This window comes from Halanaerobium polyolivorans, from assembly GCF_020711195.1.
GTDB classification, from domain to species: Bacteria; Bacillota; Halanaerobiia; order Halanaerobiales; family Halanaerobiaceae; genus Halanaerobium; species Halanaerobium polyolivorans.
On record NZ_JAJFAT010000016.1, the window covers coordinates 31847 to 49728 of the forward strand.

The 17882-nt window shown below is 30.5% G+C and carries 14 protein-coding genes; all 14 read left to right on the plus strand.

Annotated elements, in window-relative coordinates:
• Nucleotides 1–114 precede the first annotated feature (114 nt).
• On the plus strand, nucleotides 115–2208 hold the full coding sequence (locus LJ207_RS10465) for a BglG family transcription antiterminator (RefSeq protein ID WP_229346449.1): 2094 nt from the start codon (nucleotides 115–117) through the stop codon (nucleotides 2206–2208).
• A 36-nt stretch (nucleotides 2209–2244) separates the two neighbouring features.
• Nucleotides 2245–2727 carry a PTS sugar transporter subunit IIA gene (locus LJ207_RS10470; protein WP_229346450.1) on the plus strand — a complete coding sequence of 161 codons (483 nt, stop codon included), beginning with the start codon at nucleotides 2245–2247 and terminating at the stop codon, nucleotides 2725–2727.
• A gap of 78 nt (nucleotides 2728–2805) precedes the next feature.
• A complete protein-coding gene (locus LJ207_RS10475) occupies nucleotides 2806–3093 on the plus strand; it encodes a PTS sugar transporter subunit IIB (RefSeq protein ID WP_229346451.1) in 288 nt (95 codons plus the stop codon).
• A gap of 29 nt (nucleotides 3094–3122) precedes the next feature.
• Nucleotides 3123–4481, plus strand: coding sequence for a PTS galactitol transporter subunit IIC (locus tag LJ207_RS10480; RefSeq protein ID WP_229346452.1), 1359 nt, complete (start codon nucleotides 3123–3125; stop codon nucleotides 4479–4481).
• Nucleotides 4482–4595: 114 nt separating this feature from the next.
• A complete protein-coding gene (locus LJ207_RS10485) occupies nucleotides 4596–7346 on the plus strand; it encodes a sigma-54-dependent transcriptional regulator (protein WP_229346453.1) in 2751 nt (916 codons plus the stop codon).
• Nucleotides 7347–7586: 240 nt separating this feature from the next.
• Nucleotides 7587–7844 (plus strand): HPr family phosphocarrier protein, encoded by a 258-nt coding sequence (locus LJ207_RS10490; protein WP_229346454.1) that lies wholly within the window; start codon nucleotides 7587–7589, stop codon nucleotides 7842–7844.
• Between the two features lie 29 nt (nucleotides 7845–7873).
• Nucleotides 7874–8176, plus strand: coding sequence for a PTS sugar transporter subunit IIB (locus LJ207_RS10495; protein ID WP_229346455.1), 303 nt, complete (start codon nucleotides 7874–7876; stop codon nucleotides 8174–8176).
• Nucleotides 8177–8229: 53 nt separating this feature from the next.
• Nucleotides 8230–9507, plus strand: a complete 1278-nt coding sequence (locus tag LJ207_RS10500) for a PTS sugar transporter subunit IIC (protein WP_229346456.1) — start codon at nucleotides 8230–8232, stop codon at nucleotides 9505–9507.
• Between the two features lie 33 nt (nucleotides 9508–9540).
• Nucleotides 9541–9858, plus strand: coding sequence for a PTS lactose/cellobiose transporter subunit IIA (locus tag LJ207_RS10505; protein ID WP_229346457.1), 318 nt, complete (start codon nucleotides 9541–9543; stop codon nucleotides 9856–9858).
• Nucleotides 9859–9876: 18 nt separating this feature from the next.
• Complete coding sequence (locus LJ207_RS10510; RefSeq protein WP_229346458.1) at nucleotides 9877–11190, plus strand: 6-phospho-beta-glucosidase; 1314 nt, start codon at nucleotides 9877–9879, stop codon at nucleotides 11188–11190.
• A 45-nt stretch (nucleotides 11191–11235) separates the two neighbouring features.
• On the plus strand, nucleotides 11236–12648 hold the full coding sequence (locus LJ207_RS10515; RefSeq protein WP_229346459.1) for a glycoside hydrolase family 1 protein: 1413 nt from the start codon (nucleotides 11236–11238) through the stop codon (nucleotides 12646–12648).
• A 143-nt stretch (nucleotides 12649–12791) separates the two neighbouring features.
• Nucleotides 12792–13670 carry an HAD family hydrolase gene (locus LJ207_RS10520; protein WP_229346460.1) on the plus strand — a complete coding sequence of 293 codons (879 nt, stop codon included), beginning with the start codon at nucleotides 12792–12794 and terminating at the stop codon, nucleotides 13668–13670.
• A gap of 94 nt (nucleotides 13671–13764) precedes the next feature.
• Complete coding sequence (locus tag LJ207_RS10525) at nucleotides 13765–14820, plus strand: OmpA family protein (protein ID WP_229346461.1); 1056 nt, start codon at nucleotides 13765–13767, stop codon at nucleotides 14818–14820.
• Between the two features lie 200 nt (nucleotides 14821–15020).
• Nucleotides 15021–17696, plus strand: coding sequence for a PAS domain S-box protein (locus LJ207_RS10530; RefSeq protein ID WP_229346462.1), 2676 nt, complete (start codon nucleotides 15021–15023; stop codon nucleotides 17694–17696).
• The last annotated feature ends 186 nt before the right edge of the window (nucleotides 17697–17882 follow it).

A 17882-nucleotide genomic window follows, 5' to 3' on the forward strand; every position in this document is an offset into this window, starting at 1 on the left:
TATGTCTAAACAACAATCCCTGCATTTTTTTATGTAGGGATTGTTGTTTTTACTTCACTAGTACAATATTTCCACATTGAAACGGCAAAAAGGTTGATTGAGTTTAATAAAAGAATGTTTTATTATAAACTTAAGTCAATGAAGATATCTCTAATTGACTTTAAAAAGAAGGTGGTAAAAATTTTAAGAATATTAGGACAAAGAACTACAAATTTATTAATTGTTTTATTAGAATCAAAGCAAGCCTTTACTACAGCTGAATTGGCCGAAAAGCTTTCGGTTTCAGCCAGGACAATCCGTAGTGACTTAAAAAAATTACAGGCTTGGTTAAAAGAAAAAGAAGATGTTGTTCTTTCCATAAAACCAGGTGTAGGTGTTAGTCTGAAAATATCTGAAGAAAAAAGAAAAATGCTTAAACAAAAATTTTCTAAGTCTTTGGATTATAGAGATCCTTATTCTCCGGAAAAAAGAAGACAGCTTATATTAAAATGGTTGCTTCAATCTGATAAAAATTATACCATCCAAAAATTAGCTGACAAACTTTATTTAAGCAGAACTACTGTATATAAGGATTTAGATAAAGTTGAAGCATGGCTAAATAAATATAATTTGAAATTAGAAAGAAAAAGACGATATGGTCTCAAGATTAAAGGAGAAGAAAAAAATTGGCGCAAAGCGGTAGCAGATTTATTAACTTTGTTAAAGGGTAGTGAAGAATTAAAACATATTTTAGGAGAAGATGAAATTTCTAATCTAGAAGAAAGTAGAATTGATTTAAACACCTATCAAGATCTTAAACTATTATTTGCTAATATAGATTTTAAAAAAATTGAAGATATATTGCTTGAAGCTGAAAGAGAGGCTAATTTTTTATTCACAGATGAGACATTAATTGGTTTGATTGTCCATCTTGCCATTAGTTTAGAACGACTAGAGCAAGGCAAAGATATAGAAATGAATAAAGAACAGTTTAATAAGCTAAAAAAGAAAGAAGAATTTGAAATAGCAGCCTTTATAGCTAAAAAATTGGAAGATAAGTTTTCTGTTCCTATTCCTGAAGCGGAGATTGCCTATATTTCCCTTCATATTTTAGGTGCTAAATATCAACAAAGTATTAAAGAAGCTAAATTAGAAGATATAGTGGAAGAAAGTAATTCTAAAATTGTTAATATGGCTAAAGAAATAATAGATACTGCAGCAAAGGTTTTAGAAGTTGATTTAAGCAGAGATAGAGAAGTTTTGATGGGTTTAATTTTACACTTTAGAGCAGTTTTAAATAGGTTAGAATATGGTTTAAGTTTAAGAAATCCAATATTAGAAGAAATTAAAGATAATTATCCAGATGTTTTTGCCGCAGCTTGGAGCAGCAGTATAGTTTATGAAAAGCATTTAGGGATTCAGGTGAGTGAAGAAGAAATTGGTTATATAGCTCTCCATTTAGGCGCTGCATTAGAAAGATTAACCAAAAACCGAAAAGTTCTCGTTGTTTGTGGAAGTGGAGGTGGAACAGCTCAACTATTAGCAGAAAGATTAAAAAGGAGATTATCTGGACTTCAGATAGAAGGAGTGATAGCTGCTCATAAATTAGATGATTTTTCTTTTGCTGATATTGATCTAATAATCAGTACGATTCCATTGAACAAAGAATATATAGTGCCAATAATCAAAATCAGTCCTCTTTGTACAGATGAGGATATTGAATTTATTCAGCAGGAAATGAATGGTTTAATTAAAGAAAATAAAAAGCAAAATCATTCAAGAAATGATATTTTAGATAATTTAATAGATGAAGATTTGATATTCTGCAGCTTAAATTTAAATTCTAAAGAAGAGATAATAAAATTTCTCAGCAAAGAAATGTTAAAAAGAGGGATTGTAAAAGTGGGTTTCGAAAATTCTGTCTTAAAGAGAGAAAAACTAACATCTACGGAGATGGGTAAGGGAATAGCTCTTCCTCATGCTGAGAAAAAGTATATTAATTCTTCAAAAGTTATAATTGCCAATTTAGCTCAAGACGTCCAGTGGGATGAGAGGAAAGTAAAGATTATTTTTATGATAGCTCTTAAATCAAAAAAAGAAGCAGAAATATTTTTCAAAAACTATCTTCGTATTATAGATGATAATAAATTGTTAGAAAGTTTAAAAAGAGCTAAATCTAAAAAAGATATTAGAGATATATTCTTAGGAAGTATTTCTGAAAAACAATAAAAATAATAATTTTTTGGCTGAGGAGGTTTAAAAGGAATGGCAAAGACTCAAAAAGTAAAGTTAGAAGATATGATTGATAAAAACTTAATCATTTTTTCTGAAAAAGCAATTAAAAAAGAGGATATTTTATTAAAGCTAAGTGAACTCTTATATGAAAAAGGATATGTTAAAAAAAATTTTTATGATGGTATTATTAGCAGAGAAGAAAGCTTTCCCACAGGTCTAATAACAGTTGGTGGAAATGTAGCTATTCCACATACCGATAGTGAGCATGTGAATAAAGCTGCGATTGCTGTAGCAGTATTAAAAAAACCGGTTGAATTTTATAGAATGGATGATGCTTCAGAAAAAATTGATGTAAATATAATTTTTATGCTGGCAATTAAAGAAAAAGAAAACCAGGTTGGAGTGATCAGTAATTTAACTTCTGCCTTTAAAGACCCAAATTTTTTGGGGGATTTACAAAAAGCTAGTTCTAAAGAAGAAGTATTTAAGCATATCAAAAATAACTTTAGATGATAAAACAGTTTTACTAAATAGGGAGGTGAAAAAAGTTATTTAGCTCTATTGAATCAATAATTTGGGGAGGTATAGTAAATGAAAAAAAAGGTTTTGATAGTTTGTGGTACAGGGATTGCAACTTCAACAGTGGTAAACGAAAAAATAAAAAATTTAGCTAAAAAAGCAGGGGTAAAAGTAGATATTAATCAAGCAAAAGTTACAGAAGCTAAAAGGGAAATAGAAAATAGTAATTATGATTTTCTAGTGACAACTACTGCTTTTTCTTATAAAGTTGATCTTCCGGTAATTAATGCAACTGCTATGATAAGTGGTATAGGAGAAGAAGAAGTAGAAGAGAAAATAATAGCTAAACTAAAAGAATAATTGAATAAAAAAGGAGGAGCCTTAAAAAAATGATTGAAATATTAGAAGTTTTAGCAGGATTTTTTGAGATTTTAACCAATCTAGGTGCAAGTGTAATGCTACCGATAGTAATATTCATCTTAGGAATTCTATTTGGTCAAAAAATAGGCAAGGCTTTTCATTCTGGATTACTGATTGGAGTAGGTTTTATTGGTATTAATTTAATTCTTGATCTTTTGGTAGGTAATTTAGGGCCGGCAGCAGAGGCAATGGTTGAGAGATTTGGAATTGAACTAGGAATTATAGATGTTGGCTGGCCAGCTTCAGCGGCAATTGCTTTTGGTAGCCAGGTTGGTGCTTTAATTATACCCATAGCTTTGGGTGTTAATATAATTATGATTTTATTTAAATTAACTAAAACTGTTAATGTTGATATATGGAATTTTTGGCATTTTGCTTTTACTGGTGCCTTAGTTGCAAGATTAACAGATAGTTTAGTTTGGGGATTAGTAGCGGCTGGTATAAATGCAGCAATAGTTCTTGTAATGGCAGATTGGACAGCACCTATGGTACAGGATTTTTATGATATCCCCAATATCTCTCTTCCACATGGTTTTTCTGCAGCTTATGTTCCAATAGCAATACCATTAAATAATTTAATGGATAAAATTCCGGGACTTAGAGAGATAGATGCTGATCCTGAAACTATCCAGGATAAATTTGGTATATTCGGTCAACCAATAATTATGGGTTTAATTTTAGGATTAGCATTAGGTATTTTAGCCGGCTATGGTGCACAAGAAGTTCTTAATTTAGGAGTTACAATGGCGGCAGTTATGCTCTTATTCCCAAGGATGGTAAAGATTTTAATGGAGGGTTTGACACCACTTTCTGAAGCAGCTAAAAACTTTATGAAAGAAAAATTTGAAGATCGCGAAATTTATATTGGACTTGATTCTGCAATAGCCATTGGTCATGCTTCTGCAATTTCCACAGCATTAATTTTGGTTCCCATAACTATATTATTAGCTGTTATTTTACCAGGGAATTCAGTTCTTCCTTTTGGTGATTTAGCTTCACTGCCTTTTCTTGTAGTAATGATTATTCCAATTACCAAGGGTAATATCTTTCGTTCTACTATAATTGGTACTCTGGTAATTGCAGTTGGTTTATATATTTCCACTGGATTGGCAGAATTACATACTGCCGCAGCTCACGCAGCAAACTTTGATTTTCCAGAAGGAGCAGCAATGATTTCCAGTCTTATTGATGGAGCTAACCCTTTAACATGGATATTAGTCAGAGCTACAGGTTTAGGTGCATGGGCTATCGGTTTAATTGGTTTATTAACCATGGCAGCCGGTTATTATATTTTTAGAAATTATAGTGCAAGAGATGATCTTGCTTAACGATAAATTTAGTTTAATAGATAACATTATGAGGGGAGTAATCCCCTCTTTTTTTGATTTATAATGAAATCTAACTCCAAAAATGATATACTAAATTACAATATATCTTTGGAGGTGCAGAAGATTAAGAAAAAAGATAAGATATTTAAGCTATTTATGGAATTATCAGAAAAAAAAGATAATAAAGGTCTAACAGCTCAAGAAATCGCAGAAAAAGCAAATATTTCTCGCTCAAATGCAAGTCGTTATTTAAATAAATTATTAAAAGAAGATAAAATAGTTAAAAGCAATGGGAGACCTGTAATCTATAAGACGAAAAATAAAGCAAGTAATGAAGTTATAAATACAAAGATTAATAGTTTGGAAGATGTGATTGGTGCTCAAAGCAGTTTGAAGATTCCGGTTCAGCAGGCGAAAGCAGCAATATTATATCCTCCTAAAGGATTGCATACATTATTATTGGGTGAAACTGGTGTAGGTAAATCTATGTTTGCAAAGTTGATGTATAATTTTGCTGCAAATGAAAGGGTAATTGAGTCAGATGCTCCTTTTATTCAGTTTAATTGTGCAGATTATGCAGATAATCCACAGCTTTTAATGGGTCAGCTTTTTGGAGTTAAAAAAGGAGCTTATACTGGTGCAGATAAAGATAAAATTGGGTTATTGAAAAAGGCAGATGGAGGAATTATATTTTTAGATGAAGTACATCGTCTCCCTCCTCAAGGCCAGGAAATGTTATTTACTTTCATAGACAATGGCTTTTTCAAGCCCTTAGGAGAAACAAATCAAAAAATATTTGCTGAGCTTAAAATAATTGCTGCTACCACAGAAACACCTGGTTCATATTTATTAAAGACATTTCAGAGAAGAATTCCAATGGTTATTGAACTACCTCCTCTCGAAGCTAGAACTTTAATGGAAAGATATAAATTGATTGACGAATTTATAAAAAATGAAGTACAAAGGGTTAATAAAGATATCTATATTTATAAAAATGCTTTAAAATCTTTTCTGCTTTATGATTGTCCAAATAATATTGGTCAATTAAAGAGTGATATTCAACTTGCCTGTGCAAAAGCTTTTTTAAATTATAAAGCTCAAGAAACTAAAAAGTGTGATATTTTAAAAATTGGTCAGGAAGAACTTCCCTATCATGTCAAAAAGGGAATAATGAATTTGCCTGAAAAGAGAGAAGAAATAAATGATTTAATAGCTGATAAAGGTAATTTAATATCTTTTACTACAGATCAAACGCAAAAAATTAATAATTTCAAAAAAGATAAATTAGATTCAGGAGAAGAATATTATTTTTATGATAATATTGAAGAGAAAATAAATTCTTTAGAAAAAAGTGGGATGAAAAGAGAAGAAATTAGTGAAATTTTAAATATTGATATAGAAAAACACTTCCAGAAATATATTGGGAATATCACAAAAAACTTCAAAAAAAGCAAAATCAACAAGATCGTTGGTGAAAATATTGTTACAATTATAGAACAAATTTTGACTCTTGCTAGAAATAGATTAAATAGGGATTATGATGAAAAAATTTACTATGGATTGGCTTTACATTTAAAAAGAAGTATAGCTAGAATTAAAGATGGCGAAGAAATATATCATCCTCAATTAAATGAAATTAGAATCAACTATCCTCAAGAATTTATTACAGCTATGGAGATAGCTTCTATAATTGATAAAGAATTTAATATAGAAACTCCTCTTGATGAAATTGGTTATCTAACAATGTTTTTAACTGAAAGGCCCTATAATTTTAATGGAGAAGATAAAATTAATAAAGTCGGAATTATAGTTATTATGCACGGCAGTTCAACGGCAAGCAGTATTGCAGAGGTAGCAAATAATTTAATTGGAGAAAAGCATGCAGTTTCTATCAACATGCCTTTGGAAATGAATCCACAAGAGGTGTATCACAAGGCTAAAAGTGAGGCTCAAAAACTTGATAATGGTAGTGGTATAGTTTTAATGGTAGATATGGGTTCTTTAAACACTTTTGCAGAGATGATCAATAATGAAACTGGTATAAAAACAAAAACTATTACAATGGCTAGTACTCCTCAGGTTTTAGAGGCCTGCCGAAAAGCAGTTTTAGGAGAAAGCATTGAAGATATAATTCGCTCTGTAAATAAAATAAGTGCAGAAAGTTATCAGCAAGACTTTGATATAAGGCCTGAAAAAAGTGTAACCACCCGAAAAGAATACCAGAAAAAATTTGCTATTATTACAGCCTGTTTTACTGGAGATGGAGCAGCAGTAGAGATAAAAGAAATATTAGAAAAAGAAATTGAAAGTTCTTTAGAGATCAAATTCATTAATTTGAATTTGCTTGAAGAAAAAGAATTCGAAAAAAATATAGAGAAATTAAAAAAAGATTTTAAAATAATATCTATTATCACTAATATCAATAATAAAATAGATAGTATCCCTTCTTTTTCAGCTTCTGAGATCTTAATTGATGATGGAATAGAAAAAATAAAAAAGTTAGTTGAAAATGAAGAAATGTATTATAAAATAAAAAAATCAATAAATAAGTATTTAAAACAGTTGGAAAGCTTTGAAATTATAGAAGATATTAGGACAATAATCAAGGAAATTAAAGAAAATTTAAATAAAAGCATAGACTCCGGGGTTGAAATTGGTATTTTATTGCATATGGTGTATATGATTGATAATCTGATGGCTGGAGGTAGAACAGTTAAATTTGATAACTTAGGAGAATATAAAAAAGAAAACAGACTGAAGTTTAGAGAAATAAAAAGTATAATAAAAAAATTAGAAGAGAAATATAATATCCAAATAACAGAAGATGAATATGCATATATACTTGAAATGTTTAAAAACAACTAAAAAATTTAATAATTATTTTAATAGTGTGCAAAAATAATTGCACACTATTTTTTTGTGTTTAAAAGCATTTATTTTTGCCCAAATAGATATTTTTTTATTTTTAATAAACCTTGTTATGACAGGGGTTAAACAGTTATTAAAGAAAAAATAATAAAAAAAATAATACTTTGGCATCCTTTATGCATAATATAATAGGTGAAAGAAATAAAATAATATTATTGAATAAAGGGGGGAGTTAGTTTGAAAGTTCTTGAAATGAAACTTGAAAACAAATCAGGTCTTCATGCAAGACCAGCATCACAATTTGTAGCAGCATCTCAGAGTTTTGAAGCCAATATCGAAGTTGAAAAAAAAGGACAAACTGTAAATGGGAAAAGTATTATGTCACTGATGACTCTTGGTGCTTCTTACGGAGACTCAATTAAAGTTAAAGCAACTGGAAGTGATGAAGAAGAAGCTTTAAAAAAACTAAAAAATTTAATAAAAACTTTTAAATAATTTAAATTAAAATACTAGGGGGAAACTTGATGAATATTTTATTAGTCTGTAATGCAGGAATGAGTACAAGTATGTTGGTAGAAAAGATGAAAGAAGCAGCTGAAAAAAGAGAAATGGAAATTTCTATTCAAGCAGAAGCGGTTGGAAAGTTTAAAGATGTAGTTGAAGATTATGATGTTGTATTATTAGGACCTCAAATTAAATATAAAGAAAAAACATTTAAAAAATTAGCTGAAGAAAAAGGAACAGCACTTGATGTAGTTGATTCAGTTGCTTATGGAATGGTTGATGGTGAAAAAGCTCTGGAACAGGCAATTAAGCTTATAAAATAATAGTTAATTTAATATTAAATAATTAAATCAAAAAAATGAAAAGGGTGAAAAAAATGAGTAATAAACTATTTAACTTTTTAGAAGAAAAATTTCTTCCTGTAGCAGGAAAAGTCGGAGAGCAAAGACATTTACAAGCCGTTCGTGATGGGTTAATTGCAATTTTACCTATGCTTATAATTGGGTCTGTAGCTTTAATTGTTGCCTTCCCACCAATACCTGCATTACAGGAACTTGTTGATCCATATGTAGGTAGGATATTGATGATTGAGGGAGCAACCTTTGGAATGATGGGGCTTTTTGCTGCATTTACTATTGCTTATTCATTAAGTAAGAAATATGATATGAACCCCTTAGAATCAGCAGTTTTAGGTCTTGCAGCCTTTATATTATTAATTCCTGCAACTGAAAATGGAAATATTCCATCTAATTGGATGGGTTCTGATGGTTTATTTATAGCAATTTTAGCTGCATTATATTCAGTAGAAGTTCAGCGATTAGTCGTCAAGAGAAAATTAGTAATTAAAATGCCTGCTTCTGTACCACCTAATGTGGCTAGATCATTTACAGCTTTAATACCAGGGTTCGTTATTTTGTCATCACTCTGGGCTTTTAATCAAATTTCTTTAGCCTTTACTACTTATGCTATACCTGAATTAATTAACAATATAGTAACAGCACCACTTTTAAGATTAGGTGGAACTTTTCCTGGAGTTGCGGTTATGCTCTTGGCAATTAGTGTTTTTTGGTTTGTTGGTATTCATGGTTCCAGTCTTGTGGTTGGAACTGCTGGCCCAGTACTTTTAACATTATTAGATCAGAATACTAATGCTATGGCAGCAGGGATGGAAGTTTTACCTAATATTGTTAATCAGCCTTTTATTGAAATTTTTGTCCATATGGGAGGTTCGGGTTCAACCTTTGTTTTAGCATTATTATTAATTTTTGCAGCGAAATCAAAACAATTTAAAGCTATAGGTAAAACTTCTTTAGGTCCTGGTCTTTTCAATATAAATGAACCAATTATTTTTGGGCTTCCCATAGTTATGAATCCTGTTATGTTAATACCATTTATATTAGCTCCATTATCAGCAGCTACTATAACTTATATTGCAATGGGACTTGAACTAGTAGCAAGACCATATACTTTAATTCCATGGACCACACCACCACTGATTAGTGGTTTTCTGGCAACAGGTGACTGGAGAGCAATTATATTGCAGTTGATAACAATGACAGTAGCAGGATTGATATATTATCCATTTATGAAAGTATTAGATAACAAGAAACTAGAAGAAGAAAGAGCTGCTCAAGCAGAAGCTGATGCAGCATAAGCAAAAGAATATAAAATTGTAGGAGGATAAACAATGAATTATGAACAGTTGGTTTTTACAATAATATCAAATGCAGGTGATGGTAAAGCTTTAATTTTTGAAGCACTAAGCCATGCTCGAAATGGAGATTTTCAGTTGGCTGAAAAGAAGCTAAGTGAAGCTGATGAAAGTTTAAATAAAGCTCATGATGAGCAGACAAGTTTATTAACAGATGAAGCAAAGGGTGGTAAAAAAGAGACAGGTATTTTAATGGTTCATGCTCAAGACCACCTTATGAATGCTTTATTAGCCAAAGATCTAGTAGAAGAAATGATTGAAACACAAAAACAGTTACAAAAGCTGCGTAATTAATTAGGAGGTAGAAATAAATTGAAAGATAAAAAAGGAATAAAAGTTGCTACAATTGGAGGGGGAAGTAGTTACACTCCAGAAATTATAGAAGGTTTTATAAAAAGGCATGATGAACTACCTGTTAAAGAATTATATTTGGTTGATATTGAAGCAGGAAAATGGAAATTAGATATTGTAGGTAGTCTTGCTAAAAGAATGGTCGAAGAAGCTGGAATTGATATGGAAGTTCATTTAACCTTAGATAGAAGAGAAGCAATAAAAGATGCAGATTTTGTAACAACTCAATTTAGGGTAGGTTTATTAGATGCCAGAATTAGAGACGAAAAAATACCTTTAAGACATAATGTTATAGGTCAAGAAACCACAGGTGCAGGAGGAATGGCTAAAGCCTTAAGAACTATCCCGGTAATCTTAGATATTGCAAAAGATATGGAAGAGCTTGCACCAGATGCTTGGCTGATAAATTTTACAAATCCTAGTGGAATAATTACAGAAACATTAAGTAAGTACAGTGATATTAAAGTATTAGGTTTATGTAATGTGCCAGTAGTTATGCATAAAATGGCAGCAGAGATTTTAGAAAGTGATGAAAAAGATCTCAAAATGGATTTTGTAGGTTTAAATCATTTAGTCTGGGGTAGAAAAGCTTATTTAAATGGTGAAAACAAGATATCAGAGCTTCTAGATAAATTAGCAGAAGGTGACTTTTCTGATGTTGAAAATATTCCTGATTATAAATGGAGTAAAGAGTTACTTCAGTCTTTAGGAATGCTTCCCTGTCCTTATCATAGATATTACTATTTAACAGATATGATGCTGCAGGAAGAAATTGAAGCTGCAAAAAGTGAAGGTACCAGAGGTGAGGTAGTTAAAGGTTTAGAAAAAGATCTTTTTGAAATATATAAAGATCAAGACCTAAAACAAAAACCAGAAGAATTAGAGTCAAGGGGAGGCCAATATTACTCAGATGCAGCTTGTGATTTAATAAGTGCAATCTATAATGATAAAGGAACACTCCATTATGTAAATGTTAAAAATAACGGAACAGTTAACTGTTTGCCTGATGATTCAGTTATAGAAAGAACCTCTTATATAGGAGCAGATGGTGCATATCCACTAAATGTAGAAGCTCTTCCACCACAAGTTAAAGGATTACTGCAGGTAGTTAATGAATATGAAACCTTAACTATTGAAGCAGGAGTACACGGGGATTATAATGCTGCCTATCAAGCACTAACAATTCATCCTCTAGTTGAAGGAAGTATTGTTAAAGAGTTATTAGATGATATAATTACTGAGAATATAGATTATTTGCCTCAGTTTCAAAGATAATTCAAATTTAAAAATTTGATTAAATATTACTTGAGGAGGAATATTATGATTCGTAAAGAATTAAAAGACTTCCCAGATGATTTTCTGTGGGGAGCTTCCACTTCTGCTTATCAAGTAGAAGGCGCATGGGATGAAGATGGTAAAGGTCTTTCAGTAATGGATGTCGGGAACCACCCAGAAGATGTAACAGATTTTAAAGTTGCAAGTGACCATTACCATAACTATAAAAAAGATGTAGCTTTAATGGCAGAAATGGGTTTTAAAACTTATAGATTTTCAATAGCCTGGACTAGAATTATTCCTGAAGGAACTGGGGAAATCAATCAAAAAGGAATAGAGTTTTACAGTAATCTAATTGATGAACTTTTAAAATATGATATTGAACCATTAGTTACAATGTATCATTTTGATTTACCACTTGCTCTACAGAAAAAAGGGGGTTGGGAAAACAGGGAAACAGTTGATGCTTTTGTTAATTATGCAGAAGTTTTATTTGATGAATTTGGAGATCGTGTTCAATATTGGCTGACTATTAATGAACAAAATATGATGATCCTGCATGGTGATGCTTTAGGATTATTAGAAGGTGATCCAGATAATGTAAAAAAAGGTTTATATCAGTCTAATCATCATATGCTAGTAGCCCAGTCAATGGTATTTGATCTCTGTCATAAAAAGCTTGAATCTGCAAAAATAGGTCCAGCACCAAACATTTCTACTGTTTATCCTGCTTCATCTAAACCAGAAGATGTGCTAGCCGCTAATAATTATTCTTCTATAAGAAATTGGCTGTATTTAGATGCTGCTGTTTTCGGAAGATATAATGCAACTGCTTGGAGCTTTATGGAAGAAAAAGGCATAATTCCAGAAATAAAAGATGGAGATATGGAGATTTTGAAAGCAGGCAAGCCTGATTTTATAGCTTTTAATTACTATACAAGTGCTTCAGTAGAAGGTGATTTTAAAGATGAAAAAAAAGAAAGCAATTATGAAGGTGATCAACAGGTTGTAGATAATGAAAAAGGTTTATATAGACGTCATCAAAATGAACACCTTGAAAAAACAGAGTTTGGTTGGGAAATTGATCCAATAGGATTTAGAACAACCTTAAGAGAAATCTATAGTAGATATAACCTGCCATTGATTGTTACAGAAAATGGTCTTGGGGCTTATGATAAATTAGAAGAAAATGACAAAATTAATGATAATTATAGAATTGATTATTTAAAAAAACATATTAAACAGGCTCAGTTAGCTATCACTGATGGAGTTGAATTATTCGGATATTGTCCTTGGTCAGCAATTGATCTAGTAAGTACTCATCAAGGTATTAATAAACGTTACGGTTTTATTTATGTTAATCGTGATGAATTTGACTTAAAAGATATGCGCAGAATAAAAAAGAAGAGTTTTCATTGGTATAAAGATGTTATAGAAAGTAATGGAAAGCATCTTTAAAGTATATTCACAATAAATCATATGACAATTACACTCAAACTTTGCACAAAATAATTTGTGTGAAGTTTGAGTTATTAATAGTTTTTTAATTATTTATATAAATAATTAAATCACAAGTAGCTTCAATGAGGAGTCTAAGAGAAATGAAGAATTTCAAAAAAATGATTTTAATAGATCTTGATGGAACATTATTAAATTCACGCTCTACAATATCGAAAAAAAATCAAGCCATGTTAAGAAAGTTAATAGAATTAAATTATGCAGTTTTTATTGCAACTGGTAGAAATTATAAGGAAGCATTAGAATTAACAAGTAATATTGAAGGGCTTGCTTACATAACAACCAATGGCAGCTATATTGTTGATTTTGAAGGGAATGTTATTTTTAATAATTCTATAGATCAGAGCTTATTAGCTCCACTCATTAAAAATTTAGAAAAATATAATGGTCTTAGCTATTATTTGAGTTCTGCTGACAAAATTTTTGCTAAAAATAAATACAAAATACTAAAAAACCTTCTATTAATAGATGGAATTAAAGAATTATTTTCAGTAGATAGTATTTTTAGATTAATTAATAATTACAAATTATTTTCTATAAGTGTAAAGAAAGATATGGAAAAATTTGTTGGACAAAAAGAGCTAATTATTCAAAAATTATATGTTATGGGAAATGAAAATAAATTAAAAAAAGCTTATTCAGAACTTAGTGATAAATTTAAAGGCAAAGTTAAAATTACTACTTCGGGTAATTTTAATTTAGAGATTAATGCAGCTGCTACATCTAAGGGTACTGCATTAAAATTTTTATCTCAAAGATTCAAAACAAGTTTAGAAAATACAATTGCTTTTGGAGATGGTAATAATGACCTTGAGCTTTTAGAACTTGCAGGAACCTCGGTAGCAATGGCTAACACAAACTCTAATGATTTAAAGGCAAGAGCAGATTTGATTGCACCTAATAACAACGAGGATGGTGTAGCAAAAGTTCTTTGCAGATTATTTTCAGAAGAATTGCCTTAAAAATAGCAAAACTATCTCAAACCCCATCTTGCAGGACTTTATATCTTTATGTCGAAATTTAAGACATAATGATAATATAACAGGGGGGATAGTTATGCATAAAAAAATTGTTTTTAGTCTGATGATTTTATTATTTTTTAGTCTAATCTTGACAGGTGTGGCTTTTGCCGGAGAAGATGTTGAAGGCAGTAGTGATCATCCTTTGATTTCTCGTTTTAGTGGTTCTTATATCATCGGTTATGAGAGGGTTTCTTATGATGAATATATTTTAGCTTTAGATGCTATTATTACTGAGTCAATAAATGAAGGTGAAGCCTTAGCAGAACATGAAGTAGTAAGAGGTAGTAATAAGCGTTTTCCTGCTGAACATAAAAAGCTTGAAGGAGTGGTTACTAAAATTACTTATTTAGCTCCGGAAGAGCGATCTTCTTTAGAAATATTTCGCAATTATGAGATGGAATTAAAAAGTGCTGGTTTTGAAATAATATATCAAAGTAGTGGTGATGAGATTAGATATTATGGTGACTGGCATGGTAGAAAATATCCATATGAATTAGATTTTGCCAGAGGATATAATAGACATACTTACTTAGATGCACCAGAAAACCCTAGATATTTAGCTGCTCGAATGGACAGGGCAGAAGGTGATATTTACGTAGCTTTATATGTTCATACAGCAAATCGTTTTGCTATGGCTCCTTCTACTGGTGCTAAAGCTAAAATCCAGCTTGATGTTGTAGAGCTAGCACCAATGGAAGAAGGATTAGTAAGTGTTGAGAATATGGAGGATGATCTCAGTAGAAGCGGTAAAGTAGCAATTTATGGAATTAATTTTGAATTTGACAGTGCTCAGATTTTAGTAGATTCTCATGCTGTATTGGCTGAAATAGCTGAACTACTGCTTGAAAATCCAGAACTAAGATTATATGTGGTTGGTCATACAGATGATCTGGGATCATTAGAATATAATATAAATTTATCTGAAAAAAGAGCCAAATCAGTTGTTGATTTTTTAATTGATAATCATCAAATATCTACTAATCGTTTGGTACCTGCTGGAATTGGTCCTTTAGCACCAGAAAGCACAAATAAAACTGAGAGTGGAAGAGCTTTAAATAGAAGGGTAGTTCTTGTGGAAATAATAGATTAAAGCTTAATAAAATCTAATAAATATTTAAATGGTGGCATTTGCCGCCATTTTCTTTTTTATCATTAAAAAGGCTTCTGATGGCAGGAAATGAGCTTTTTATGTCAAAACTATAATAATAAGCACTTTGCTTTAGATTGAATTTAATTTTTTGAATTTTTACTATAATAAAATAATTAATAGTAGCCCGAAAGGATATTAAGATGAATAAAGAAATAAGATTAACTGAAGCAGAAAAAAAAGAGGAGAAAAATAAAAAACTTAAATTTTATAGAATAATTATGCTTATAGTTCCCTACTTTTATTTTGTTTTTGGCTTATTTTTCTATAACTCTGCCAATATAGATGATCCAATTTCTTTAATGCAGAGAGGAATTATAATTTTAATCTTTTTAACTGTTTTTCTTTTATCTTTTTTTAATGAATGGATAAAAACAAAGATAGAAGAGCTAAGTTATATTTTAATTTATGCAGGGATTATGCATTTGGCTTATATTAGCTATTTGAATTCATTCTCTTATAATCTTGCTGCAACTTTAATTGCGGTACTTGTAATTGCTAATTTGTTTTTTGCAGGTAAGAAGATTTTATTATACTGTAATTTATTTTCAGCTGTTTTTATTGGCATAACTTTGACAATGGCTCAAGAATTATCACCTCAATATCGCCTCTTATATTATTTTGTCTATTTATCAACAGCTGTTTTCACTTATTTGATTAGCTATCACAAACAAAAAGCTAAAGATGAAATAGATATAATTAACAATAAACAGAGGAAACTTTTAAATAATATTGATATTCAAATTTGGTACTTAACAGATATTGATCAATATGGAGAGGTTAACCAAGCTCATGCTGACTTTATTGGTGCTAAAAAAGAAGAAGTTGAAAATAAAAAAATAAGTAATTTCTTTTCTGAGACTGAGGCAAATAACTTCATAGAAAACAATAAAAGAGTTTTTGCAGAAAAAAAGAAAGTAAAACAAGAAAGATGGGTTAGAAATCATAGAGGTGAAGAAAGATTACTATCAATTAGCAGAATACCAAAATTAAATGCAAAAGGAGAAGTTGAATTTCTTGTTTGCTCTGCTGAGGATATAACTGTTGAAAGACAAAAAGATCAAAAACTTAAAAATATTTTTCAAAATTTTGGTATAGCTTATTGGTCAGTTGACATAAAAAATGAAAAATTAATTGAAGCTTCACCTTCAACTGAAAAATTATATGGTTATCCACTTGAAGATTGGTATAATAATTCTAATTTTTGGTTTAAAATAATTCATCCTGAAGATAAAATAAAGGTAGAAACTTCAAAAGAAAGCTATAAAGAAAAATCAATAGCAGAAGAAGAATATAGGGTCTATAAACAAAATGGAGAAGTTATCTGGACTAAAAATTATATCATTCCCATAAAAAACAATAAAAATGAACTGATTAGAGTTGATGGTTTGTCTTATGATATCACAGAAAGAAAAAAGCAGGAAAAAGCTTTAGAACAGAGTGAAAAACGTTATCGTACAATATTTGAATCTGCACCAATAGCTATAATAATTGAAGATCAAAAAGGTAATATTTTAGAAGTTAATGAAGCTATATGTGAATTAACTGATTACACAAAAGAAGAACTAGAGTCCAGCAATATTTTTGACAAATTTGTTCTAGAAGAGAATAGAGAAATTGCGCAAAATAATATTCAAAAAATCCTTAATGGTGAAGACCTTGAATTTGATATTAAAACTCCTACTAAAAATGGGGATTTTCTTTATACACATTTAAAAGAAACAAGTATAATTCTTCCTGATGGAGAAAAAGGCATTTTGTCTATGCAGGTAGATATCACTGAACGCAAAATGCAGGAAGAAAAAATTGAATATTTATCATATCGAGATATTTTAACCGGATTATATAATCGTAGATTTTTAGAAGAAGAGATGAAAAGATTAGATACAGAAAGGCAGCTGCCAATAAGTATTATCATGGCAGATGTAAATGGCTTAAAACTCATCAACGATAGTTTTGGCCATAAAGAAGGTGATCAGCTTTTGATTGAAACTGCTCAACTGCTAAATACTTTTATTAGAGAAGAAGATATTTTAGCTCGTTATGGGGGTGATGAGTTCTTAATTCTGCTTCCTCAAACCAGCAAAGAAGCAGCAGAAAAAGTATTGAAAAGAATAAAAGCAGCTTTTAAAGCAGCAGAAAATGAAGAATTACCTCTTTCTATTAGCCTTGGTGCTGCAACTAAAAACGCACCCCAGCAGTCCTTAAATCAAGTATTGAAAAATGCAGATGATAGGATGTATCAAAATAAGCTTTCAGAAAGCAGGAGCAGCAAGAGTAATGTTATAGAAAATATATTAAATACCTTGGGTACAAAAACTAAAGAAAGTAAAGAACATGCTTTAAGAATGGAAAAATTAGCTCTTCAGCTAGGAGAAGAATTAAATTTATCGAATTCAGAACTTAATCGGCTTGCACTTTTAGCAAAAATTCATGATATCGGAAAAGTTACTATTCCAGAAGAAATATTGGTCAAAACAGATAAGCTATCAGGAAAAGAATGGAAGATTATGCGGGAACATCCTGAAAAGGGTTATAGAATTGCTTCTGCTTCCCAGGAATTTTCTGGAGTTGCTGAAGAAATCTTGGCCCATCATGAAAGATGGGATGGTAATGGTTATCCTAGAGGATTAAGTGAAGCAGAAATTCCATACTTGGCAAGGATTATAACAATTATTGATGCATATGATGTAATGACCAATGAAAGACCATACAGCAGCGCTATTTCGCAAGCAGAAGCCCTAAATGAAATCCAAAGCTGTTCCGGAACTCAATTTGATCCAGAAATTGCAGCAATATTTACTAATTTAATGAGATAATATTTAAGAAGATAATTAAAGCTGATATTTTTTTGAGCTATAATTATCTGGATTTTTAACTTTTCTGATTGGAGGCTAAAGATGCAGAAAAACAATCTAGAACTTAAAAATATACTTTTTGATAGTTTAACTATTATAGTACTGGGGCTTTTATTTATTTTTATTGCACTATTTACCACAGTTGAA